This window comes from [Eubacterium] eligens ATCC 27750 (genome assembly GCF_000146185.1).
In the GTDB taxonomy this organism is placed as follows: domain Bacteria; phylum Bacillota; class Clostridia; order Lachnospirales; family Lachnospiraceae; genus Lachnospira; species Lachnospira eligens.
The window spans coordinates 1,036,421-1,061,292 of sequence record NC_012778.1; the positions used below are offsets into that span (position 1 = coordinate 1,036,421).

Consider the following 24,872-nt stretch of genomic DNA (forward strand, 5'->3'; position numbering starts at 1 on the left):
CCTCCTTGTTTTAATGCTTGTTATCTGCCCTGTGTTTCTATATATTTCTTAACATCATTAATAAGTTTATTAATTCGCTCCTGCTCCATCTTCATGCTTACCTGGTTTACAACCATTCTCGCAGAAAGAGGACACACCTCTTCGAGCACTTCAAGACCATTTTCTCTTAAAGTTGCACCTGTCTCAACGATATCAACGATAACCTCTGCAAGACCTACAATAGGTGCTAACTCGACAGAACCGTTAAGCTTGATAATCTCTACAGTCTGGTGCTTTATATTATTAAAATAATCCTTTGCAATGTTAGGATACTTAGAAGCAACTCTTATAAGCTCATGATGCTGTAACTTTTCTCTTGCTGATTCAGGACCGCATACACACATTCTGCATTTGCCCATCTGAAGGTCATATACTTCATAAAGACTTCTTCCTTCCTCAAGAATTGTATCCTTACCTACAATACCGATATCGGCCGCACCATATTCTACATATGTAGGAACATCAGATGGCTTTGATAAAAAGAAACGGAATCCTAATTCTTCATTAGTGAAGATAAGCTTTCTTGTCTTTTCATCCTTCATCTCTTCGCAAGGAATACCAATCTGTTCAAATATCTCCATTGCCTTCTTTGCAAGACGGCCTTTTGCTAATGCAATAGTTATATATCTCATTAAAATGTACCTCCTAAAAGGCTTTTTACAGCTGCTCTTTCATTTTTTCCTGATTCATCAATAACTCTTATTGTTGAATCAGAAGTGTATTCATCATCAATAAATGCTACATTTACCAATGATGATTCCTTAGCATATTCAATATATTGAGAATCAGACTTGCTGTCTTTATATTCAATCATGCAGACATTAACGCCAGTGCTTCTTAATTTCTTAGATACATTTATAGCATCACTAAGCCTGTCAGCATTGTATACAAGAAGTGTTCCGTTGGCATCATGTGGAATATGGATATTCTGTCTGTTAAGTGCAGCTATAAGTCTGTCGATTGTTATAGAGAAACCGATAGATGCCTTGTCACAGCCAAACTGTCCAAGCAGCTTGTCATAACGTCCGCCATTTACAACGGGCTCACCAGTTCCAAATGTATATGCATGGAAAATAATACCTGTATAGTATGCATGTTCAGATAAATCTCCTAAATCAAATGAGATATATTTATCGTAATTGTTATTCTTAAGAAGCTCATACAACTCCTCAAGTCTGCTAACAGCCTGTATGCACTCTTCTTCATCTGTTAAAGATTTAGCCTTTTCAAGCACCTCTGTACCACCAAATAACTGAGGAAGTTCAAGCAATGCTTTGGCAACTGCATCATCAATATTAAGACTATCTAAGAGTTCTTCAACACCGAAGTAATTCTTATCCTTGATAAGTCTTAATAATTCTTCTGCAGAATCTCCTGTAATGCCAGCTTTATGTAAAAGTCCATTAAAGAAAGCAACGTTACCAAGCTCAACCTGAAATTCAGTAAGACCTGCTGATAACATGCAGTCAATAACCATAGAGATAATCTCATAATCCGCTGCCAGAGAGTTATCATTGATAAGCTCTGCACCAAGCATCGTATTTTCTTTAAGTCTTCCCTGATAATACTTGCTTACATTGACAAATGTATTGCCAAGATAACAGAGCTTGACAGGAAGAACTCTGTCTTCAAAATATTTTGCTGTTGCTCTTGCAATGGAAGGTGTCATATCCGGTCTTAATACTAAAGTGTTTCCGTATCTGTCAAAAAGCTTGAACATTTCATTAGACGGTACACTTCCACGTTCTTTATTGAATACATCAAAGAATTCAATAGAAGGTGTCTGTATATCGTTATAGCCATATGATGCACAGACATCATGAAGACGATTCTCAATGACCTTCTTTTCTGCACATTCTGTACTGTATATATCGCGTACACCCTCTGGTGTATGTAGTAAATCTTTCTTCATAAATGTATATCCTTTCGTTATATTGAATGCTTTAATGCGTTGAAGTGATACTATGCTAACACACTAAATTTGTATGAATTATACATAAATATGTAGTTATTGTCAACAAACTATTTATCAGAATCTTCGATTTCTCCGTGCAGGAACTCCTTATAGATTATATATCTGTTGCCTCCTTTAGAATGTGCTATATTAATTGCTTTTTGGATTTTTTTCTTAATAAGATCTAAATCCTTTCCATTATCAGGATATCTTCCTATGCCAATAGAAAATTCTATATTATATGATGAATCAATAAATTTACAATGCCATGAAATCTGGGTCCTAATATGCTCCAAAAATGCACGCAGCTTAACTTCATTATTGATATTTTTAATAGCAATAATGTATTTGAAATCATCCAGACGGCCTAATAAACCACGGCCATCAATAGCTTTTAATATAGTATCTTCAATTACATATGTTATTCTATGGAATTCATCATCTGTATGTGTAGCTTTAAACTGCTCAAAATTGTCAACTTCAAGATATATAAGTGATAGTTCGCAGTTATTATCAGCTTCTATGTTTTTTAAACAGAATTCTTTGATGGCAGGTTCTGGCTGCGTAATTAGTAAATTTTTATTTTCATCAGTTTTATTTTTAAATGCGTTAATCTGATGCTGTAATTTTTTGTTAAGTTCACGGATAACTAAAACATCAGATATATGTAATTCAAGATATTCTGATGAATCAGTATTAGGTATAACCCTCTTTTCAATATCAACAATTACCCAGCGGTATGAATTATCTATTCTTCGCATCCGTATACACATGGATTTCTTTATGCCAGGTCTTAAGCTGTTTGCAACATCAACAAAATCATCAAGATCAACCTGATGTATTGAGTCCATTATGGAAAAATGCATGGACATTCCAAGAAACAGATACATAGGTTCATTAGCTGTTACAATAGTAAAATTATTGTCAACAACAGCATATCCATTAACTAATTCATATTCATCAATATGGTTATTTCTCATAATATGACTATCATGATTCATATTATTCACCTTACTTTCTATCGTAATTCTATATCCTTCTGGATTGTTTGCAGATAATGAACAGGAATTCCCTGATTTGCATATATGCGGAAATTCTGATTTATTTCTTTATATGTGAAGCTTTTTCGACCACCATTTTCACTTCTATTCCAAAAATTTATTATATCAGAAAATGGTACATAATAGAACTCATCTCTTGAAGAAAAATATATAATTATGAAGGAGATTCCGTCCTGTTTTTCAAATTCACGCATGAATTCAATCTGATGTTCATGGATGTTCTGAATTGGAAATGTATCCGTTGCACATTCTTTTGCATCAAAACATACAGGAATTCCCTGAACGACACCAATATAGTCAACCGTACTTTTCTGGTCAAAATATGCCAGTGTAATATGTCTTGTGCTCTGGTCTATATTAATTGGCTTTATAGGTGTTGGAATCTTCTGGACAAGTGCAAGATGTGAAGTCCTGTATTTATCATTAGACATATTAATAAGGTCTTCTAATGTAGAGCCTCTAAGTCCTCTTGAATTCCAGGTCGGCATAACTGTTCTCCTTTCATGACATTTTTAAAAGAATCAGGTATTACAGCGTATATATGAATGTCCATATCCGGAATATCCAATTCATATGAATGAAGCATCTGGTCTTTTACTTTGTATTGTCTGTTAAATGTGTCATTAACAGATTTCTGGCCGTATTTATAATCACCTATAAGAGGATGTCCGATACTTGCAAGATGAGCTCTTATCTGATGGCTTCGTCCTGTAAGAAGATGAATCTTTAGCAGAGTCACATTGCCATTAGAACATACCGGAATATACTCTGTCTCAATCGGAAGTGAATCTTTAGTTTCAGTTCTGCTTATAGTCACTTTATTAGTTTTGTTATCTTTATACAGATATCCTTTTATTAAAGCACGCTTATCAACGTTCCCCTTTACAATGCACAGATAGTACTTTCCAAGGGTTCTCTGTTTAAATGCTTCCGATAACTGCTGTAATCCTTTAGTAGTCTTTCCAGCTGCTACAATTCCGCTTGTATTACGGTCTAATCTGTTGCATATGCCAGGCTTGAACGACGCTAAATCACCGGCGTTAAGTTCTCCCTTATGTATAAGGTGTGCAATTAAATATTCAACAAGTGACACATCTTCAGGCTTTGCCTTCTGTGAAAGCATGCCAGAAGGCTTATTAATGAATATAACATCAGAATTCTCATAGATTATATCAAGTGGCCTGTATATTCTGTTGTAGTAGTCGTAATTAACTGTTCTGTTATTATCGGCTGAGAATTTTTCAAATGTCTCATCAGAAAAGAAAATCTTGATTATATCACCACATTTTAACTTCTCATCACCTGTTGCTTTGGAATTATTGAGTGTAATATTCTTTTTTCTCAGCATTTTGTAAAGAAAGCTCTTAGGGGCGTTGGATAAATAACGCTCAAGACAGCGCATCATCTTCTGACCTGCGAGCTTTTCATCAATGTTAATTTCTTTCATATAATACCTGCTTAATTACATGCTCATTCTTAGTAATGCGTCTGTTATATACTTTTTTCTGTCAAGGCTGTTTTCCTTGCTCACATCAAAATTCAAGGCTGCATTCTTAACTTTTTCAAGATATGTATCCTTATCCTTATAGAGAAGGACAGCACATGTAAGCTTCTCATTCTTCAAGAACTCCTTAACACTTGTCTCGAAAAGGTTCTTGTCAGCTTTAGCAGCACTTGTATAGGCAAGTATCTGGTTATCACTGATAACTGCTGCCATAATACCAACAGGCTTCTGCTTATTGGATACAACAAGGTCATAGACGCTGTTTAATTCGCCTTTACGTTCTTCAATAGCACTCTTTAATTCTTCATCACAGTTCTTATGTGGAATAAGAACAAAGTATGATACTGCGAATTTGGCAGCAGGCAGAACAAGTACAACAGCAAGCATTGTAAGGTAGTTATTCTTTGATTTCCATATTATGAAACCAATGATAAATATTACGAGTACAACGGCAAATGCAATAATTGTTTTAATCATATTGCGGCTTTTTTTATAGGCAAGATAACCGAACTCACCTTTTTCTACTTTTTTCATTACTTCTGCTCCTTATTTTTCTAGGTGGAATAAGACATTTTGGACCAAATCCAATCAGGTCATTTCTGTTGTTGGCAAGAAGTGCTTCTTTTACAAGATCGTAATTCTCAGGCTTCTTGTACTGGATAAGTGCTCTCTGCATCTCTTTTTCATGATGGGATACAGGTGTATATACCTTTTCCATTGTTCTTGGGTCATAACCTGTATAATACATACATGTTGAAAGTGTTGACGGTGTAGGATAAAAATCCTGTACCTGTTCTGGCATATAGCCTAAGTCACGCACATATTCAGCAAGCTCAATAGCCTCTTTCATGGTTGAACCCGGATGGCTGGACATAAGATATGGCACTACAAACTGCTCTTTTCCTGTCTTATCATTAATTCTTTTATAGCGTTTAATAAAGCTGTCATACACCGCTCTTGAAGGTTTACCCATTCTTGATAAAACCTTATCTGATATATGCTCTGGTGCAACACGGAGCTGTCCGCTAATATGATTCTCACACAATTCTCTTAAAAATGTATCATCAGAATCTTCCATACAATAATCAAATCGTATGCCTGACCTTATAAATACTTTCTTAACAGAAGGAATCTTACGAAGCTTTCTTAAAAGGCTTATATAATCCTTGTGTTCCACGACAAGATTCTTACATGGCTTAGGAAAAAGACACTGTTTATTGACACATGCTCCCTTACTTAATTGCTTGTCACAGGCTGTTCTTCTGAAATTAGCTGTAGGGCCGCCAACATCATGAATATATCCCTTAAAATCGGGGTCATGTGTCATCAATTCGGCTTCTTCTATTATATTTTCATGGCTTCTTGTCTGTATGATACGTCCCTGATGGAAGGTAAGCGCACAGAATGAACATCCGCCGAAGCATCCTCTGTTGCTTGTAAGAGAAAATTTAATCTCTGATAATGCAGGAATACCACCCATTTTCTTATATACAGGGTGATAATCTCTCATATAAGGCAGTGAATATACATCGTCCATCTCCATCTGTGTAAGCGGCATCGCCGGAGGATTCTGTACGACATACATTTTTTCCTTAACCTTTTCAACAAGAATCCTGGCGCTGAAAGCATCAGTATTAATGTACTGTGTATAGAAGCTCTCAGCATATTTCTTCTTATCAGCTGCAATCTCATCATAGCTTGGAAGCTCTATATAATCATCATATATATGGTCAAGGCTTTTTGCTTTATATACAGTGCCTCTTATATATGTGATGTCTTTAACATCAATTCCGGCTTCAAGCGCCTCTGCTATCTCTACAATAGAATGTTCGCCCATTCCGTAAGAGATAATATCTGCACCCGAATCAATAAGGATTGAATGTTTCATCTTATCAGACCAGTAATCATAGTGCGACATTCTTCTTAATGAAGCCTCAATGCCACCAATAATAATAGGTGTTTTCTTATATGTCTGTCTTATAAGATTACAATATACAATAGTTGCATAATCGGGACGCATGCCCATTTTGCCACCAGGCGAATATGCGTCATTCTTTCTGTGCTTTTTATTGACTGTATAATGATTAACCATTGAATCCATATTACCTGCAGAAACAAGAAATCCTAATCTTGGTTCTCCGAGGATTGTAATTGATTCTTTCTTTTTCCAGTCAGGCTGTGCAATAATGCCAACCTTATAACCACGGCTTTCTAATAGCCTTGTTATAATAGCCATTCCAAAAGAAGAATGGTCAACATAGGCATCTCCGCATATATACACGAAGTCGCATTGCTGCCAGCCCCTTTTTTTCATATCTTCTCTGCTAATTGGAAGAAAATCCTTAACCATGGAATTCTCCTTATCTTTTAATTTGGTTTCGTTGTAATATTGATATCTCTTCTTTGGTAAGTGCTCTGTATTCACCTGTTTTTAGGCTTTCATCAAGTGGTAATGCACCAAATGTTATACGCTTAAGGAACAGAACCTCTGAACCTATGGCAGTAAACATTCTCTTTACCTGATGAAACTTACCCTCATGTATTGTTACATGAATCTCAGAATAATCCTTATCAGAATTATAGCTTAATACCTTTAATATGGCAGGAAGTGCTGTCAGCTCTTCATCAACGAATAGTCCATCAGCAAACTGCTTAACTTCCATATCACTTATCTTACCTTTAACTTTGGCATAATAAGTCTTATCAACATGCTTTTTAGGTGATAGCAGATCATGTGCCATAGCACCATCATTCGTAATTATAAGAAGCCCTTCGGTGTCCTTATCAAGTCTTCCTACAGGAAAAAGGTCTTTTCTGTTCTTATTTTTAATAAGGTCAATCACTGTTGTACATGTATTGTCATCAGTTGCTGAAACAACACCGGCAGGCTTGTTAAGCATAAAATACTCATATTCATGATAGCCCACAGCATTACCATCTACATTTACAGAATCACCATCTGTATTAATCTTTGATTCAGGCTTTGTCACAATATTGTCATTAACAGTGACTCTCTTTTTTCTTATCAGTTCTTTAACTTCACTGCGTGTACCAACCTGCATGTCTGCAAGATATTTATCAAGTCTTATAAGCATTTACATCCATCTCCAGCCTGCAAGATATTTATTTTTTAACTGTCCGTTAGCGTTCTTGCCCCATCCAAGTGGATAGCCATCAACACATACAAGTGTCCAGCCAGATTTGACATTAAAATCATCAATATCGATAGTCTCTCCTTTAAGATATCTGATTACTCTGTCATCTGAAACAGAAAGGTCAAGACAGTTATTAAACTGATCATTAGTAAGTGCCATTGCAAATGCCTGACTCGGTTCAAAACGGTTCTTCTTAAGTTCACCTAGCAGCAGACCATTTCTTATAATTCTTAAACCGCGTTCCTCTGCCATATAAGGAGATGTAAGAAAGACCCTTGTATCTCTTATATTGATATAAGCAGGGTCATATTCAAATGTTGTGCTGTCCATGAACTCCTTTAATTCATCAGGAAGCTTTGTCTTTCCTGATACAGGTCTTTTAGAAGATGTATAATCTTCGCCGTCTTTCTCAAATAATGCCACAAAATGTCCTTCTCCAGGCATCTTATGAGGAAATATTCTGACAGCCTTCTCAAGATGATATCCTTCATCAGTATCAAAGCCGTGTGAGAAGCCTTCATATGGCTTGATATCTATAAGGTGCATATCAGGTCTGTTGGTAAGAAGATGTATTACTGAATCTTCATCCTCCAGCTTTGAAAATGTGCATGTAGAATATAATAATTTACCGCCCGGTTTTAACATGTCAGCACCGGCAAGAATGATATTCCTCTGAATCTGCGAATAGAACTCAGGACCATTCTTTTCCCATGCTTTGATAAGCTTATTGTCTTTTCTGAACATTCCTTCACCTGAGCATGGAGCATCAATAAGTACTTTGTCAAAGAATCCTGAGAATCTTGAAGCTATACCCACAGGGTCTTCATTAAGGACGCACAGATTAGGAACACCGAATACTTCAACATTCTTAAGAAGTGCTTTGGCACGCGAATTGCTTATATCATTGGTTATAAGTAGTCCTGTTTTGTTTAATTTGGCTGCAAGCTCTGTTGACTTGCCTCCGGGAGCTGCACACATATCGAACACAACATCTCCCTCATCAATAGGAAGAACATTTGCCGGTGTCATGGCACTTGGCTCCTGAATATAATATAAGCCTGCAAAATAATATGGGTGTTTAGCAGGCTTGTCATCTTCTGAATAATAGAATCCGTTCTCAATCCAAGGAACAGGTTCTAACTTAAACGGACATATCTTAAGGAAATCCTCTGTTGAAATTTTAAGGTTATTGACACGCAGTCCATATAATCTCTTATCATTAAAGCTTTCTATATAGCTGTCATATTCATCACCTAACATCATTTTCATTGATTCTGTATATTTCTCTGGTAAATTCACTTTGTATACCTCAATTCTGTATAGTTTCTGTAATGAGTTACTGCACTGACTGTGCCCGGTAATCCTCAGCAATTATATCCAACTGGCGTGAAAATCTTGAAAGTTCATTAACATCGCCTTTTTCAAATATTTCATAGAATTCATCCTGGATTTTTATAACAACCTGCTTATTGGCAACCTTGTACAGATTCTGGATTGTACTTAATATATCTGAAACAATATTTGCCTTAACCATAAAGTAGGTCTGGGAATTAATAATTTCATCATGGATAGATGACATTTCGTTATCAAGTGTTATAAGTGCATCTGATGCCGCATTTAGTCTTTCTTTCACATGTGCAGGAATTTCACCATCATATTTGTATTGAAGCGAATGTTCAATAATTGCCCAGAAATTCATGCCAAGAGTTCTTATCTGAATCTCCACAGGTATAATAGTAGTACCTTTCACTGTCTCAACTTCATAATGGACTATAAGGTGATAACTTCTATAACCACTGTCTTTAATATTCTTAATATAATCCTTCTCACTTATTACAGTCATGTCTTTTCGTTTCTTGATAAGCCTCACGACTGTATATATATCTTCTGTAAACTGGCATATAAGTCTGATTCCTGCAATATCAAAAAGGTTTTCCTGTATTTTATCAATATCAATTCCTCGTCTCTGTGCCTTTTCAATTATACTGGAAATGCTTTTAACCCTTCCTAAAACCTGTTCTATCGGTGAATACACGCCAGCCTGACGATACTCTTTAATTATATGATTAAATTTAACCTGAAGTTCTTCCACCGCAAGATCGTAAGGTGTAAGAATTTCCTTCCACATCTGAATTTCCATTGTAATCTCCTTGATTGCAAATTTACATTTTATTATAACACATAATTAGAATTTTTTGAGAATATTATTAAATATCAATTGTCAAAGAGGTCGTATGATAAGCATACTATTATTACTTCTGTTTATTTTTTCGGCATTGTCAGTTCCTGTATGTGAGGGTGTGATATCAGGTCTGTATCTTTTCGGAATAAAAGTATTTCCGGGTTTATTTATTTCATTTATATTAACAGGCATGCTTGTAAGAATACTGGAATATAAAGGAACAAAAAGTATTGTAATACTTGTACTTGCAGGTATAATGACAGGATTTCCCAATGGAGCATATATATGTTCGTGGTACAAAAAAAATAATCCGGACAGCAGGTTTACGGACAGGCTGGCAGGTCTGATTAACATTCCAAGCCCGGCGTTTCTTATAAGTTATGTATATATTAATATTCTTGAAAGGAAAATAAGTTTAGTAATATTTCTTCTTGTTACATATATTCCTGTTATTTTATGTTCTATCATTTTATTATTGAAATATAATCATAAGCAGCGCAATGAAAAAAATCTGTCACAGAATCTGAATTTCAGGAAATTATTTAAAATATTTGAAGAATCAGTAAATGCATCTGTTGAAACCACTCTTAAACTTGGCGTATATATTATACTTTTTTCCGTAATAATAAGTATAATGCAATGTATCCCGATAAAAGGTTTTATAAATAAAATGTTGGCAGGCTCATTAGAAATATCAAATGGACTCTGCATAATAAAACAGTCAGATTTACCATATATATTTAGGCTTTCAGCTATTGTTTTTCTTGATGCATTTGGCGGAATATGCACAATAATGCAGACAAAATGTGTATGTGGCCAATACATAAGCATAAAAAAATACATATGTCAGAAAATGATTCTATGTATTGTAACACAGATAATATTGATTCTGACATATGTATTAAAATTAATATAATCAATTATTCTTCATCATCTGATTGTGAATCAGTTTCGTTAGAAGCGTCAGTATCAGCAGATTCTTCTGTACTGTTTTCTTCTATTCCACTAAGTTCATTTCTGTTATTATTAACGACAGAAAGAACATTTTCAAGACCTGAAAGAAGTGAATCATATTTTTCTTTATTGTCTTTTATTGAATGTTCTATAATATACTGAAGCTTAGCCAGCATGTCATCTGTATACTGCATTGCTCCATATCTGATGCTGTTGGCTTCCTCTGTAGCGTTATCCAGGATTGTCTGTGCCTGAGCAGTTGCCTGTTCAATAAGTTCGTTAGCCTGAGCATAGGCTCTCTGCATAATTTCATGCTCATTAATAAGTTCTTCTGTCTGAATCTGAGCAGCATTGATAATTGCATCCGCCTGTTCCTTTGCATCTGCAAGGATGGCATCTTTATTACTTAATATTTTCTGATATTTCTTTACCTCATCAGGAGTTTTTAATCTTAACTCAGTAAGCATGTCTTCTAATTGTTCTTTATTAACAATAATTTTAACATTAGATAATGGATAATATTTACAATTATCTATATAACTCTCAATATCACTTATTAATTGCTCAATTCTACTCATGGTAATACTCCTTTATTAGTGTTTTATTGCTTAATCCCATATTTTTCATATACTCTGTCAATTATCTCTTCTGGAACGAACTTATGAATATCTCCCCCATACATAGCCATTTCCTTTACAATACTTGAACTTAAGTAAGCATATTTCAGGCTTGTTGTAAGGAATATAGTGTCAATTCCAGGAGCTGCAACTCTGTTTGTCTGTGACATGGCAAGTTCATATTCAAAATCAGTAACAGCTCTTAATCCCCTTATAATAACAGATACATTATGTTCTGCAGCGAAATCAACCAAAAGACCACTGAAGCTTAATACTTCAACATTAGACAAGTCCTTAGTGACTTCCCTTAACATATTAACACGCTCTTCTACTGAAAACAATGGTGTTTTGGTACTGTTATTAAGTACACCAACTATTAAATGATCGACAAGACTTGCTGAACGCCTTATTATATCCAAATGTCCTAATGTTACCGGGTCAAAGCTTCCTGGATAAATTGCTTTCTTCACAGTTATTCACTCTCCTTTAGTCTTATAAATATGTGCTTGTTTGTTTTATAATTTTTGACTTTTATTGTCTCAAAACCACACTCATTAATATAATCTAAAGGAACATGCAGAGCTTCCTCTATTATGATTATTGTATATTTATCAATTATATCTGAATGTGATAATGCATTTAAAACATCATATTCGTAATCTTTCCCATATGGAGGATCCATAAATATAATGTCAAATACTCCTTTTCCTGCAAGTCTGTTTATAGCTGATAAAACATCCTGTTCCATTATAACAGCTTTTGAATCAAGCTTTGTAAATGCAAGATTGTCTTTAATAACAGCTAATGCTGCTCTTGCATTTTCGACGAGAACGGCTTCTTTAGCACCGCGGCTTAATGCTTCAATGCCAATAGCACCGCTTCCTGCGTATAAATCAAGAAATCTACATCCAGCAATATCTGACTGTAACATATTAAAAAGAGTTTCTTTAATTCTATCTGTAGTAGGTCTTGTGTTGTCCCCCTCTGCTGCTTTAAGAGGCAGACTGCGGGCTGTACCGGCTATTACTCTCATATTAATAATTCCTTTTCCTATATTCTTATTCGAAAAAATTCTTTAATTCAGCGCGTGAATTGATTTGCAGCTTATTAAATATAACCTTCATATTAGATTTGACAGTGCTTTCTGCAATGAATAACTGAGCTGCAATTTCTTTGTTAGAAAGCCGTTGCGCTGCAAGCTTGGCAACATCAGCTTCTCTTACTGTAAGTCCATAATCAGCAAGTACATGACCTGCTTTTTTTATGCTTTTAATACCCTTTTCATAATTTTTTGAAATTTTTACTATGTGTTTTATAAAGCTTGAAAAATCACGGCTTACAACTGTTTCTGCAATAAGATCAGATATTAAGCTGTAATTATGTACGAAAGGCATATATATATTGTCCGGCTCGGCAAGTTTTATTGCTTCTAATAAAAACTTATGTGCTTTTTCAGTTTCACCTGTTTGATAGTTAGCAACAGCAAGATATATATATGTGTAAATCTGTGGTAGAACATATGAAAAAAGGTTGTTCAGCCCTAATAACTGTCCGCTTATTCCTAAGAAATGATGATATTCACCATTAAGAATAAGGTATTTACCAAACAGTACATTTACAAAGCTGAGTGAATAAAAACTGACAGTATCTTCAATTTTTTTCTGATCTTTAAGCCATGCGGCAATTTCATCCTGATGTTCTATATTACTGAGCATACATGCATTACATATATCTGCAAGCTTGACAAGAGAACCGGTTTTATTATCATCTTTTCTTGCAGCCTGTTCAATTTTGTTCATGTTTTCTTTATATTGATCGTTAAGACCTCTGTATAAAGAGATATTTGCTAAAATATAACAGGCTGCAATATATATACCATACTGGTTACGGCTGTCAGCCATATAGATTGTTTTCTGGCATAATATTTCAGCACTGTCAAAATCGCCTCTATTATATAAAGCATCTGCTTTCATAACAGCTTCAAAGCCTTTTCCATGCCCATTTGTTATGCGGTAATAATCAGGCGCACACTTCTCTAATGCATTTATCTCTTCATCAAGTGCACCAGCCTGTCTGTGATATAACATCATAACCGAAGGGCACTCAAAATTAAACGGAAAACCATTGGCAATTATATTAACAGGTGATTTTGAAAGAGTCGGAATAATATTGAACGCCTCTCTCATTTTATTAAAATCATTATATCCCGTATATGCTTTAATATATTGGAGCTCTGCAAGATATAAAATTTTCTGGCTCTCATTAAGAATCGAATCATTGTTAATGTCATTGCCTATATCTGAAAGAAGTGTTTCAACCATATGCTTTTCATTAAATAAAAGCATAGAAAAACATATTATAATTGAAAATGTGTACTGACCATTCTTTTCGACATTCCAGTAATGGTTGGCAATATCAGAAAAAACATCCTTATTCTGTTTGATAACAAAAGGATATATATGCACAAAATCGCAAGTGCACTGATATATTTCACTATATTCCTTAGACTGACTGAAAAGTTTCATTGCCTCAAAATAATTGCCAGCCTCAAGATTAGTTCTTGCAGCACGCAGAGTAATATTTCTTAATTCTTTAGCAGGCTTTTCTTTGAGCATCTGTTCAATAAATCTTTTGAACATAGGATTAAAACTGTATTTTCGAGTATGCTCATTATAATCAACAAATGCAATACCATTAAGCATATCAAGACATTCTTTTTCTTTTAACAGTGTCTGTTTAATACATTGGTTTAATGTGAAAGAACTGAATACACCCATATCTGACAAAAATTCTCTTTCATCATGGTTTAATTCCAGCCATATATTATTTTCAATGAATGTATTGCATTTATCGTTTACAAATTCTACCATTCCATTCTTATGAGCTTCCGCACATAAATGTACAACATAAGGCCATCCTGATGTTGTTTCATATATTGTTTTGGCAGTTTCTTTATCAAGAATAACTTCATTAAGACGGAAATAATCTTCTATATCTTCAAGAGAAAATGAGAGTTCATTTTTTCCAATGCCTAATGCTTCATCCTTTGATATCAGGTTAATTATATTCTGGCTTGTGATTTTCCTTAATATAAATATATACTTAAAACCAATAGCAGTTGATGAATATGAAGATGCAAATATTTTACATATATTATCATCCAGTATATTATCAAAATTATCAATTATAAGCAGAGCTGAAGATTTGTCAGAATTCATAATTGAAAGGATATTAATAATCGCATTTACATCTTCCGGAGAATCAGGAAAGCCTATTTTCTTAAAGGATTCAGCAAAAGATGGGTTAAGAATCTTTATTGCATTGCATAAGTTCTCCCAGAATATATCCCGCGAACTATCTGCATCTATCCAAAGAACGGTGTAACCTGAATAATTCTTAAAAAAAGTTTTGCAGACTTTGGATTTTCCGTAGCCTGTTGGTGCATATATAAAACTATATCTGTACATCTCAAAACGGCCAAGTGATTCTTTCAGACTGTTGGATATATATGCCCTGTTAGTTAAATTACGGATATGAGCCATTGGTATCCCCCTCTTTTAATCAGGCTCAGATAAAACTGATTATTATTTCCATTCAGAATTATCTATTTCAATTTTCTTGTCTCTTAACATAAGTTCTTTAACAGCTTCAGCAGCAGGCTTGTCTTCAAAAAGCACCTTATTAACCTGCTCTACAATCGGCATCTCAATATTATATTTCTTAGAAAGTTCTAACGCTGCCTTTGCAGAGAACACACCTTCTACTACCATCTGCACTTCTTTCATAGCCTCGTCTTTGGTGTATCCTTTACCTATGAGGATTCCTGCACGTCTGTTACGGCTGTGCATACTTGCACATGTAACGATTAAGTCACCAATACCTGAAAGACCAGCAAAAGTATGAGGATTAGCTCCCATCGCAACACCAAGTCTTGTTATCTCAGCATTACCCCTTGTTATAAGAGCAGCTTTAGTATTATCACCATAGCCAAGCCCATCCGCAATACCTGCAGCAAGCGCGATAACATTCTTTAATGCACCACCTATGCATATTCCAAGCATATCAGGACTTGTATATACCCTGAATACATCACTCATAAAAATGTTCTGTAAATATTCAGCGGTTGCCTTTTCATGTGCACCTATGACACATGTTGTAGGAATACCACGGCTTACCTCTTCAGCGTGGCTTGGTCCTGATAAAACAGCAACCTTGGCACAAGGAATCTCCTCTTCTACAATCTGGCAGAGTGTTAATAAAGTATGCTCCTCAACACCTTTTGCCACATTTACAATAATCTGTCCTTCCTTTACGAAAGGTGCAATCAGCTTTGCAGTAGAACGTGTATAAGGAGATGCAACTGCAAGTACAAGTACATCTGCACTGTTAATTACATTCTCTGTATCTCCTGAAATAGTAATACTATCAGGAATCTTTACACCCGGAAGGCATCTTTTATGTTCTCTTTCAGTCTGAAGCATGTCAACTTCATCCTTTAAAACTGACCATACTGTTACATTGTGTCCGTTGTTATTAAGAAGTAAAGCCAGACCTAAGCCCCAGCTTCCTGCTCCTAAAACACTTACATTTGCCATAATTATACTCCAATCTGCGCATAAGCGCATCAAAAATTAATTCTTTTTTTCACCGATTTTTCGTTCTGTTCCCTGAACCAGTCTTACAATATTACTGCGGTGTCTGATAAATGCAAGCGCTGCAAGAGCGAAAACAATAACAGTACCTTCAACAAGGTCTGTTCCATTTAATGGAAGCCAGCCTAAGAATCCCCATATAAGAAATTCTACAAAAAACATTGCCATGCCTATAAGTGAGGCCAGTGAAACATAACGGCTTATCCTGGCTACAAGTGCAAAAAAGACAATACCAAAAACTGTAAACATGAAACAGTATTTAGGGAAAAGCATAAGACTTATAACAACACCTGAAGATGCTGCTATTCCCTTTCCACCCTTAAACTTAAGGTAGAACGGAAAATTATGTCCAAGCACGATTCCAAGTCCACAATACAGAAACAGAAGCATTTCCGGAATTGCAGTATGTGGTACTATAAGAAAATGTATCAATATATCAGCAATAACTGCTTTAAATGCATCTAAAAGATAAGTTGCAATTCCGGCTTTCTTGCCAAGAGTTCTCATAACATTGGTAGTTCCCGCATTGCCACTGCCATAATCCCTGATGTCAATCTTATTGAACTTTCCCATCCAGTATCCTGCCTGAATGAGTGCTCCGGCAAAATATCCATATATAAGAACACCTATTTTAAATAACATTACTCTTTCTCCTTACGTTCTCTGTTGATGAATCTGATAGATGTACCTCTGAATCCAAAGGATTCTCTTATTCTGTTTTCTATATATCTTGTATAAGAAAAATGTGTGAGTGCTACATCATTAACAAACATAACAAATGTCGGTGGTTTTACCGAAACCTGAGTCATGTAATAGATTTTAAGTCTCTTACCCTTATCTGAAGGTGGCTGCTTCATTGCAACTGCTTCTGTAAGAATTTCATTAAGCACACCGGTAGGAATACGCATAGTCTGTGCATCAACAATGTGATCAACTAATTCATATATTTTATTAAGTCTCTGACCTGTCTTGGCAGAAACAAATATAATCTCAGCATATGACATAAATGCAAGAGTATCTTTAATCTTATTCGTAAACTCATAGATAGTCTTGTCATTCTTCTCTATATCATCCCATTTGTTAACAGCAATAATAATACCCTTGCCTCTTTCATGCGCTATTCCGGCTATCTTGGCATCCTGCTCTGTAACACCTTCCGTAGCATCAATAACAAGAATTGCAATATCAGCTCTTTCAACTGCTGCAACAGTTCTTATGATACTAAAACGCTCCAGATCTTCTTTAATCTTACTCTTACGGCGTAGTCCCGCTGTATCAATAAATACATATTCTTTACCATTATATTTGATAGCTGTGTCAATAGCATCTCTTGTTGTACCGGCAATATCAGATACAATAACTCTGTTCTTGCCTACAAGCTTATTGATTATAGATGACTTACCAACATTAGGCTTACCTATTATAGCCACCTTAGGTCTGTCATCTTCTTTATCAGTATCTGAACCCTCTGGGAAATGACTTACCACTTCATCAAGTACTTCACCAAAACCTAACTTATTAACGGCTGATATAGGAAATGGTTCTCCAATTCCAAGATTATAGAATTCATATACATCAGGCATCATCTTCTCAAAGCTGTCAACTTTATTGACAACAAGAATAACAGGCTTGTGTGAGCGTCTTAACATATCAGCAACCTTAGAATCTGAATCTACAAGTCCCTGCTTAACATCAGTCATAAATATAATTACATCCGCAGTTTCAATGGCAATCTCAGCCTGTTCACGCATCTGCGAAAGGATAATATCACCTGTATCCGGCTCTATACCACCGGTATCTATAAGTGTAAAATTGTGGTTTAACCAGCTTACCTCTGCATAAATTCTGTCTCTTGTAACACCCGGTGTATCTTTAACTATTGAAATCTGTTGTCCGCACAGACTGTTGAATAATGTTGATTTTCCAACATTAGGTCTTCCGACAACAGCAACTATTGGTTTACTCATAATTCCTCCTTGCTCTTATAGCAAATTTACAAAAAATTAATACACGCAATCTATAATATAATATCAGTTTAATTGCTTTTTGTAAAGCACTGTGATATCATACAGAATATTGATTTTAAGCACTTTAGGAGGTGTTTTTGTGAAATTATCACGCAAAAAATTAACATTTATTCCGGTATTGGTTCTTATATCGGCAATTATTTTTCCATCTTTTACTGCACTGGCAGCAGATACATCTTATAAGTTCTCTGCAATTGATTTAAAATTAAAAGTTCCTGAGGAACTGATATGCTTTACGCAGACAACAACAGGCAATAATGCATATCTTAAGGATATTGGCGCACAGGATGCCAATGAAGTACAGAACTCAATGAAAGCATCTAATATATATCTTGAAGCATTTTCAAAAGATATTTCTTACGAAATTGCTGTTGTCGGAATGAAAGCAGGCGCATCACTTTCCAACCTTGATGAACTGGATGAGAATCAGTTAAGTGGCATGTTCCTGCAATATATTGACTCAGAGAATGCCAAGCAGGAAGATGGCCTGACAGAGACAATGACAGGCAAGGCTATAGATATAATTAACGACCGTCCATATTTCAGGACAGAGGTTACATCTGTATCAGACGAAAAGCAGACAATTTATACAAGAAAATACTACACTGTAGCACGCGGATATATATATATGTATTCTCTTCAGTCGAAGGATAATGAAATCACTGATGAGATGATTAATAACATCAGATATATAATCAATTCAGCCCAGTATACAAGTGTTAAAAAATCTGTATTTGAAAATGGTGTATTTACAGAGACTTTATCGACAATACTTACAGCAGCTATTCCTATCGCAATACTTGCAGCAATATATCTGCTTATAACCAGGGTTGGCAAAAAAGGCCGGGCAAAGCTTTCTTCTGAGGAAGCTGAATTAAGAGCCAGATACAAACAGGAACATAACAAAAAATAAAAAAAGCCAGAACAGATTATCATCAAAACATCTGTTCTGGCTTTTTAATATATTATCTGCATATACTCATGAATCCACACAAAACGCCACGTTTTCCATGTGAAGCCCTGTGTGAAAAGAGCCAGTCACTGTTACAGCTTGTGCATATGTCAGATATACCTATGTTATCAGGTTTTATTCCGGCATGAATCATATTAAAATAATTAGCTGCCTGAAGATTAAGCTGGTATTTATCTCCTGTCGTATGATAAAGTATCATACAGATTTCATTCTGGCTGTAAGCACTTCTGAACTTTTCTGCAACTGATTCATCAACCTCATAACAGTCCTGACATATTGATGGTCCTATGAATGCATGAATATCCTCTGGCTTTGCCCCATAAGTTCTGTTCATAAGCTGTACCGTTTCATGTGTTATATCTGCAACCGTTCCACGCCATCCTGAATGTGATGCACCTATGCATCTGTTTACAGGATCAATAAAATATACAGGTACACAGTCTGCAAAATATGTAATAAGACACAGACCGGCTTCATTAGTTACAAGTCCGTCAACATTATCAAAATCTCTTGCTCTTGTAAGTCCCATTCCTGCCATATTATAATCAACAGCAATCACATTGGTAGTATGTGTCTGTTTTGTACAAACACAGTTTTCAGGCTTAATATTCATTGTATCTAGAAATAACTCATAATTCTTATATACATTTTCATAATCATCGCCCCTGTCAAAAGAAAAGTTCATGCTTGAATATATCCCTTTGCTCACTCCACCATCTCTTGTTGAAAAATGAAGAGTGACCCAGTCAAATTCATCAAATGGTGTAAACTCAATATAAGGAATTCCATTCTTCTGTGATATTCTTGTGGAATTATTAACCACAGCTCCTTTTAATCCTTCATAAAGTGTTCCTGTATCAATATATTTAATGTTCATGATTATAATCCTTATTAAAATGCATTTTTAATATGTGTTACTGTTTCGCCATCTATTCCTATGACATCAAAACGGCATGGTATATCACAGCTTTTATATCTTGTTGTTATATAGAATTGTGCAACCCGCCTTATTATCTGCTGCTTTCTGTAATTTACAGCTTCGACTGCATATCCATATTTGTTATTACTTCTGTATTTGACCTCTACAAATACAATATAATTATCTTTCTTTGCGATAATATCTATCTCACCTGTTTTATTGCGGAAATTCCGTTCAAGAACAGTATACCCATTATCAACAAGATATCTGGCAGCAAGCTGTTCTTTATCTGCGCCGGTAGCTCTTTTATTAACAGCCATTATTTACCCACTTTCCCTTTAATCTTATCGCATTCATCTACAAATACAAGAATTTCTGCAACTACGGTATATAGTTCTGGAGGAATCATTTCTCCTATTTCAAGTTTTGATAAAGTATCAGCAAGCTTAGAATCCGCATATATAGGAACATCAGCCTCTCCGGCCTTTTCAATAATTGATTCAGCAATATATCCACGTCCTGTTGCAAGTATCTTTGGTGCCTGTTCCCCCGGAGTGTATTCAAGTGCAACAGCTATTTTAGGCTTATCATCATTATTTTTTTTCTCCATATGCTGCTCCTTCTTTAGATAAAGCTGTCATGCTTTTGCATCGAATATGTATTGTCCACCTGCAGCTGGTCTTGCCTCTGCTTCTATAAAATCCTTAACAAAATCAAGACGGTCTGAAGAATCAGCTGCTACCTTCATTTCAAAATGTGTATTATATCCAAGTTTTTCAAGGCGGGCATTAAGTCTGTCTATATGCTGATACACAAAATCAAGCAGTTCTTCTGTCTCGAGAACAAAATTAGTTGATACATTGTTACCCCCAGACAGATTGACATATATATCCATTGATTTAAGATTATCCATATCCAGATGAAGCATTGCGCTTATGTTATCTGTTTTTCCGGTAAGATTCTTTTTATTAGTGAATACATACAGTTCCCCATTACCTTCACTTTCCGAGAATTTAAGCGGCATCTGAAAATATGTCATATTCTTATTAAGATCATTCATGAAATCAATATTACTTTTTATGTCAGAAAGACTCTTCGAAAGTTCAGGAGCTGAATTGCCTGCTGATTTCAGTGAATTTTCAATATTTACCACATTTTTTCTTATACGCTTATAATATGAGCTTACAGCTTCCTCCCCTTCCTGTATATCCTTAGGAGTAAGCTTCATTGTATCATTAATTACAGCATGAAGAATCTCTCTGAAACTTCCTGAATTGATAATTTTCTGAAAATTATGAGAATTAAGACTATTATTTTCAACAAGCTGGTTAATAAGTTCCTTCACAGAAGTTTCTGCGATATCATTATTAAGTTTCACTCCTGAATCAGACAGCATATTATTTAATTCATCAATTGTCTGTTGCGATAGGACATCGCCAGCGGCTGATGAACTGACTTCTTCCCCATCAAGCCCCTCATACATGCCTGTAATAACATTTTGAAAATCCATAATATCCTGATTGTTCTTTAACAGGTCATTAACTATGCCATTCTCCATATCTGACAAGAGATTTTCAATATGTCCGTTAAACTGAACATACATCTGGAACTCGCGGATATTCTGTTCATTAACAGGAATCTCAAGTCTCATAAGATTGGCAACGGTATTAAGTGAGGCTTCTGGAAATTTCATGGAATATTTAACCATATTCCCTAATGTCTGTGCATCAACCGGCATGCCAAGTCCCAAAAGTTCTTTGACAATATTAATATTATCATCAGTAGCACCGAGACCTGCAGCCTCCAATGCTTTATCAATAAGAACTGCCTGCTGTTCATTAGCTAAAAACGGTTTGATTGAAATTTTATTATCAGAGTTATCCTCCACCATAAAAGTCACATTCTGTCCGATATTAATTAAAGCACCCTGCATAAGCTTAGCCTGAATCTGTGCTCCATTGTTCATTGTAATATATGCATTATTCCCATTTAACTGACTGACATACCCTGTAAATGTGTCACCTGACATAAGAGAATTTAATATTTTAATGCCAGCAGCCTGTGCAGCATTATTGCTTCCAGACGGTTCATGTGATACATTTTCCGACACATTAACATCTGTGGTCTGGCTGCCTGATGATATATTATTTTTGAAAAAATCGGACATATTAATATTCATATACGTTCACCTATATAAAATTCTTAATAAATGTTCTTCTGTGTATAGGACATGGACCGTACTCTTTTATTGCTTCAATATGAACTTTAGTTCCATAACCTTTGTGCCTGGCAAATCCATATTCCGGATACAAAGAATCATATTCGGTCATAAGTCTGTCCCTTGTTACTTTCGCAAGAATACTTGCAGATGCAATTGACAGACTCTTGGCATCACCTTTAATAATTGGAATCTGTTTAATGTCTATTCCTGGAATTGTAACTGCATCATTAAGAAGTATATCGGGTTTTACAGATAATTTATTAACTGCTTCGTGCATTGCTTCATAAGTTGCCTGCAATATATTAATCTCATCAATTCTTTCAGGAGATACAATTCCAATTCCGTATGAAAGTGCTTCTTCTTTTATAACATCAAAAAGTTCATCTCTTTTTTTCTCACTTAATTTCTTGGAATCATTTACATAAAGAATCCTTTTTCCTTTAGGAAGAATTACTGCACCTGCAACAACAGGACCTGCAAGCGGTCCTCTTCCAGCCTCATCTATTCCACATATATAAGAAAATGTATCATACATTTCTTCATATTCACGCATAGCTTCAATACGCTGTTTCTCAGCCTCCAGCTTTGCTGCTTTTTTAAGTTCACGTTCCTCTTTAAGTGTCATAGCTTTCCTTTCCGGTATCTTTAAGGTCTTTCAAGTGAGATTGTACCAATCTTTCCTTCTCTGAAATCATCAAGAATACATGCAGCACATTTTTCATAATCAATATCTGAGCCTTTCTTAATACAGCCACGTTTTCTGGCAATATGTTCCATAATACAGAGTGCAGCAGCATTTTCAGGATTCATCATTGTTTCAGTATCAACATTATCAAATATATCTTCTGTTATATCATAACGGCTATAAAGCTGCGGCTGATAATTCTTCTTAAGAAACTTTATAGTTTCTAATGCAAGCTCCTCAATATTAAGAATCTGGTCATTAATTGAACCAATCATCGCAAGTCTTTCACCGACATTTCTGTCTTCTATCTTAGGCCAGAGTATACCCGGTGTGTCAAGCAGCTCAACACTTCCATTAATTCTTATCCATTGCTTTCCTTTTGTAACACCCGGCTTATTACCTGTCTTGGCACTCTTTCTTCCGGTGAATGAATTAATAAATGTTGATTTACCAACATTAGGTATTCCAACAATCATAGCTTTGATGGAACGGTTCTTAATTCCTCTTGCTCTGTCTCTTTCAATCTTAGCAGAACATGCAACAGTTATAAGATTATTAACTGCACGGTTGCTTACATTGAGTCTTGAGTTAAGCTTGAGGCAGTAAAAGCCTTTATCTTTAAAATATGTTATCCATTCATCCGTTACTGTGTCATCTGCAAGGTCCGATTTATTCAATAATACAATACGTGCCTTATTTTTAGCCAGCTTATCAATATCCGGATTACGGCTGCTTAACGGTATTCTTGCATCCACAATCTCAATAACAAGATCAACAAGCTTTATATCTTCTTCCATCATTCTTCTGGCCTTAGTCATATGACCAGGATACCAGTTAATGGCTCTTTTCTTCTCTTCCATATATATCTCCATTATTTAACAAAACCAAATGAATCAAACGGTTCTATTACCATCCATACTTTTCCTACAACATTCTTACGTTTAACCATTCCAACACTGGCAAAACGGCTATCCTCACTATTATTACGATTATCTCCAAGTACAAAGTATTCATCATCAGCAAGTTTATAAGGATTGGCAGCTACACCTGGAGTAAGTATTGTCGTATCAACATAATCATCAAGCTGTACATCATTAATATATACCCTGCCATCCTTTATCTGGACTGTTTCCCCTGGAAGTCCAACTACTCTCTTTATGTATATCTTAGAGGAATCAACAGAATCCTGTTCGAAAGCTATACAGTCAAATCGCTTAGGTCCATTAAATGCATATGATATTCTGTTTATAAGAACAGTGTTATCATTAGACAGCGTTTCCTCCATAGAATTACCAACAACTGTAGAACGGCAGCATATGAATGTAACCAGAACATAAGCAAGTACTATTACAACACATACATCTGCTATATATTTGCATATATTAAGCAATGTAGTATTTTCCTGATATCTTCTCTGAAAAAATCTCATAATATTCCGACCTTTCCTGTCGCTTATATATAAGTAAAGGGACATTTTTTCAAATGTCCCTTACCGTGAATAACAAAATTATCTAACTAATTCCTTAACCTTAGCAGCCTTACCTGTTCTCTGTCTTAAGTAGTTAAGCTTAGCTCTTCTAGCCTTACCGCGTCTTACAACTTCAACCTTCTCAACGATAGGTGAATGTAATGGCCATGTCTTCTCAACGCCAACGCCGTTAGAAATCTTTCTTACTGTAAATGTAGCTCTGACGCCAGTTCCCTGCTTCTTTAATACTGTTCCCTCGAAAACCTGGATTCTTTCACGGTTTCCTTCCTTAATCTTAGCTGATACTCTTACAGTATCACCAACTCTGAACTCAGGAGCCTGAGCCTTAAGCTGAGCATCTTCGATGTTCTTAATAATTGTATTCATGTGTGACCTCCTTAATATTATGATGTTCTTAATACAGGTTCTGTAACAGAGGACCATCCCTTTTTCTCACAACT

The 24,872-nt window shown here is 35.3% G+C and carries 27 protein-coding genes; 2 read left to right on the top strand and 25 right to left on the bottom strand.

Features of this window, described 5'->3' with window-relative positions:
• Window positions 1-20: 20 nt before the first annotated feature.
• The 10 genes from hisG to EUBELI_RS04980 all read right to left on the bottom strand — a co-directional run bounded on the left by hisG (window position 21) and on the right by EUBELI_RS04980 (window position 9,853).
• Window positions 21-671 carry an ATP phosphoribosyltransferase gene (gene hisG, locus EUBELI_RS04935; protein WP_012739259.1) on the bottom strand — a complete coding sequence of 217 codons (651 nt, stop codon included), beginning with the start codon at window positions 669-671 and terminating at the stop codon, window positions 21-23.
• A complete protein-coding gene (gene hisZ, locus EUBELI_RS04940; protein WP_012739260.1) occupies window positions 671-1,951 on the bottom strand; it encodes an ATP phosphoribosyltransferase regulatory subunit in 1,281 nt (426 codons plus the stop codon). The genes hisG and hisZ overlap by 1 nt, the downstream gene beginning before the upstream one ends.
• 110 nt (window positions 1,952-2,061) lie before the next feature.
• Window positions 2,062-2,994, bottom strand: coding sequence for a diguanylate cyclase domain-containing protein (locus EUBELI_RS04945; RefSeq protein WP_012739261.1), 933 nt, complete (start codon window positions 2,992-2,994; stop codon window positions 2,062-2,064).
• A gap of 17 nt (window positions 2,995-3,011) precedes the next feature.
• On the bottom strand, window positions 3,012-3,542 hold the full coding sequence (locus EUBELI_RS04950) for a Holliday junction resolvase RecU (RefSeq protein ID WP_041688086.1): 531 nt from the start codon (window positions 3,540-3,542) through the stop codon (window positions 3,012-3,014).
• On the bottom strand, window positions 3,500-4,501 hold the full coding sequence (locus EUBELI_RS04955) for an RluA family pseudouridine synthase (protein WP_012739263.1): 1,002 nt from the start codon (window positions 4,499-4,501) through the stop codon (window positions 3,500-3,502). Before EUBELI_RS04955 ends, EUBELI_RS04950 begins: the two co-directional genes overlap by 43 nt.
• A gap of 15 nt (window positions 4,502-4,516) precedes the next feature.
• On the bottom strand, window positions 4,517-5,092 hold the full coding sequence (locus EUBELI_RS04960; RefSeq protein ID WP_012739264.1) for a hypothetical protein: 576 nt from the start codon (window positions 5,090-5,092) through the stop codon (window positions 4,517-4,519).
• The gene (locus EUBELI_RS04965; protein WP_012739265.1) at window positions 5,070-6,908 is read right to left on the bottom strand and encodes a YgiQ family radical SAM protein; all 1,839 of its coding nucleotides are present in this window, start codon (window positions 6,906-6,908) and stop codon (window positions 5,070-5,072) included. The genes EUBELI_RS04960 and EUBELI_RS04965 overlap by 23 nt, the downstream gene beginning before the upstream one ends.
• Window positions 6,909-6,918: 10 nt before the next feature.
• Entirely contained in the window at window positions 6,919-7,653 is a 735-nt protein-coding gene (locus tag EUBELI_RS04970) for a pseudouridine synthase (protein WP_012739266.1), read from the bottom strand.
• Entirely contained in the window at window positions 7,654-9,012 is a 1,359-nt protein-coding gene (locus tag EUBELI_RS04975; protein WP_041688088.1) for an RsmF rRNA methyltransferase first C-terminal domain-containing protein, read from the bottom strand.
• Window positions 9,013-9,049: 37 nt separating this feature from the next.
• Window positions 9,050-9,853 (bottom strand): GTP pyrophosphokinase, encoded by an 804-nt coding sequence (locus tag EUBELI_RS04980; RefSeq protein ID WP_012739268.1) that lies wholly within the window; start codon window positions 9,851-9,853, stop codon window positions 9,050-9,052.
• Window positions 9,854-9,947: 94 nt separating this feature from the next.
• Between EUBELI_RS04980 and EUBELI_RS04985 the strand changes: the two genes are divergently transcribed.
• The gene (locus tag EUBELI_RS04985) at window positions 9,948-10,811 is read left to right on the top strand and encodes a spermidine/putrescine ABC transporter permease (protein WP_012739269.1); all 864 of its coding nucleotides are present in this window, start codon (window positions 9,948-9,950) and stop codon (window positions 10,809-10,811) included.
• A gap of 4 nt (window positions 10,812-10,815) precedes the next feature.
• Here the strand turns inward: EUBELI_RS04985 and EUBELI_RS04990 are convergent, their stop codons facing one another.
• The 7 genes from EUBELI_RS04990 to der are packed head-to-tail and all read right to left on the bottom strand — an operon-like array spanning window position 10,816 to window position 18,085.
• The gene (locus EUBELI_RS04990) at window positions 10,816-11,427 is read right to left on the bottom strand and encodes an ATP synthase subunit B family protein (protein ID WP_012739270.1); all 612 of its coding nucleotides are present in this window, start codon (window positions 11,425-11,427) and stop codon (window positions 10,816-10,818) included.
• Window positions 11,428-11,450: 23 nt separating this feature from the next.
• Window positions 11,451-11,936 (bottom strand): pantetheine-phosphate adenylyltransferase, encoded by a 486-nt coding sequence (coaD, locus tag EUBELI_RS04995; RefSeq protein WP_012739271.1) that lies wholly within the window; start codon window positions 11,934-11,936, stop codon window positions 11,451-11,453.
• 2 nt (window positions 11,937-11,938) lie between these two features.
• A complete protein-coding gene (gene rsmD / locus EUBELI_RS05000) occupies window positions 11,939-12,520 on the bottom strand; it encodes a 16S rRNA (guanine(966)-N(2))-methyltransferase RsmD (protein ID WP_228003431.1) in 582 nt (193 codons plus the stop codon).
• A 4-nt stretch (window positions 12,521-12,524) separates the two neighbouring features.
• Window positions 12,525-15,008, bottom strand: a complete 2,484-nt coding sequence (locus tag EUBELI_RS05005; protein WP_012739273.1) for a LuxR C-terminal-related transcriptional regulator — start codon at window positions 15,006-15,008, stop codon at window positions 12,525-12,527.
• Between the two features lie 42 nt (window positions 15,009-15,050).
• On the bottom strand, window positions 15,051-16,061 hold the full coding sequence (locus tag EUBELI_RS05010) for an NAD(P)H-dependent glycerol-3-phosphate dehydrogenase (protein WP_041688090.1): 1,011 nt from the start codon (window positions 16,059-16,061) through the stop codon (window positions 15,051-15,053).
• A 36-nt stretch (window positions 16,062-16,097) separates the two neighbouring features.
• Complete coding sequence (gene plsY, locus EUBELI_RS05015) at window positions 16,098-16,760, bottom strand: glycerol-3-phosphate 1-O-acyltransferase PlsY (RefSeq protein WP_012739275.1); 663 nt, start codon at window positions 16,758-16,760, stop codon at window positions 16,098-16,100.
• Entirely contained in the window at window positions 16,760-18,085 is a 1,326-nt protein-coding gene (der, locus tag EUBELI_RS05020) for a ribosome biogenesis GTPase Der (protein ID WP_012739276.1), read from the bottom strand. Before der ends, plsY begins: the two co-directional genes overlap by 1 nt.
• Before the next feature lie 139 nt (window positions 18,086-18,224).
• On the opposite strand from der, the gene EUBELI_RS05025 reads away from it, so the two are divergent.
• Window positions 18,225-19,058 carry a hypothetical protein gene (locus tag EUBELI_RS05025; RefSeq protein ID WP_012739277.1) on the top strand — a complete coding sequence of 278 codons (834 nt, stop codon included), beginning with the start codon at window positions 18,225-18,227 and terminating at the stop codon, window positions 19,056-19,058.
• 52 nt (window positions 19,059-19,110) lie between these two features.
• Here the strand turns inward: EUBELI_RS05025 and pgeF are convergent, their stop codons facing one another.
• The 8 genes from pgeF to rplS all read right to left on the bottom strand — a co-directional run bounded on the left by pgeF (window position 19,111) and on the right by rplS (window position 24,798).
• A complete protein-coding gene (pgeF, locus tag EUBELI_RS05030; protein ID WP_012739278.1) occupies window positions 19,111-19,995 on the bottom strand; it encodes a peptidoglycan editing factor PgeF in 885 nt (294 codons plus the stop codon).
• 14 nt (window positions 19,996-20,009) lie between these two features.
• Window positions 20,010-20,357 (bottom strand): YraN family protein, encoded by a 348-nt coding sequence (locus EUBELI_RS05035; RefSeq protein ID WP_012739279.1) that lies wholly within the window; start codon window positions 20,355-20,357, stop codon window positions 20,010-20,012.
• Complete coding sequence (locus EUBELI_RS05040; protein WP_012739280.1) at window positions 20,357-20,647, bottom strand: EscU/YscU/HrcU family type III secretion system export apparatus switch protein; 291 nt, start codon at window positions 20,645-20,647, stop codon at window positions 20,357-20,359. The genes EUBELI_RS05035 and EUBELI_RS05040 overlap by 1 nt, the downstream gene beginning before the upstream one ends.
• 27 nt (window positions 20,648-20,674) lie before the next feature.
• Window positions 20,675-22,216 (bottom strand): flagellar hook-length control protein FliK, encoded by a 1,542-nt coding sequence (locus tag EUBELI_RS05045; RefSeq protein WP_012739281.1) that lies wholly within the window; start codon window positions 22,214-22,216, stop codon window positions 20,675-20,677.
• Window positions 22,217-22,226: 10 nt separating this feature from the next.
• On the bottom strand, window positions 22,227-22,883 hold the full coding sequence (locus EUBELI_RS05050) for a ribonuclease HII (RefSeq protein ID WP_012739282.1): 657 nt from the start codon (window positions 22,881-22,883) through the stop codon (window positions 22,227-22,229).
• Window positions 22,884-22,903: 20 nt separating this feature from the next.
• Entirely contained in the window at window positions 22,904-23,803 is a 900-nt protein-coding gene (ylqF, locus tag EUBELI_RS05055; RefSeq protein WP_041688092.1) for a ribosome biogenesis GTPase YlqF, read from the bottom strand.
• 11 nt (window positions 23,804-23,814) lie between these two features.
• Window positions 23,815-24,372, bottom strand: a complete 558-nt coding sequence (gene lepB / locus EUBELI_RS05060; RefSeq protein WP_012739284.1) for a signal peptidase I — start codon at window positions 24,370-24,372, stop codon at window positions 23,815-23,817.
• A gap of 78 nt (window positions 24,373-24,450) precedes the next feature.
• On the bottom strand, window positions 24,451-24,798 hold the full coding sequence (rplS, locus tag EUBELI_RS05065; protein ID WP_012739285.1) for a 50S ribosomal protein L19: 348 nt from the start codon (window positions 24,796-24,798) through the stop codon (window positions 24,451-24,453).
• Between the last annotated feature and the right edge of the window lie 74 nt (window positions 24,799-24,872).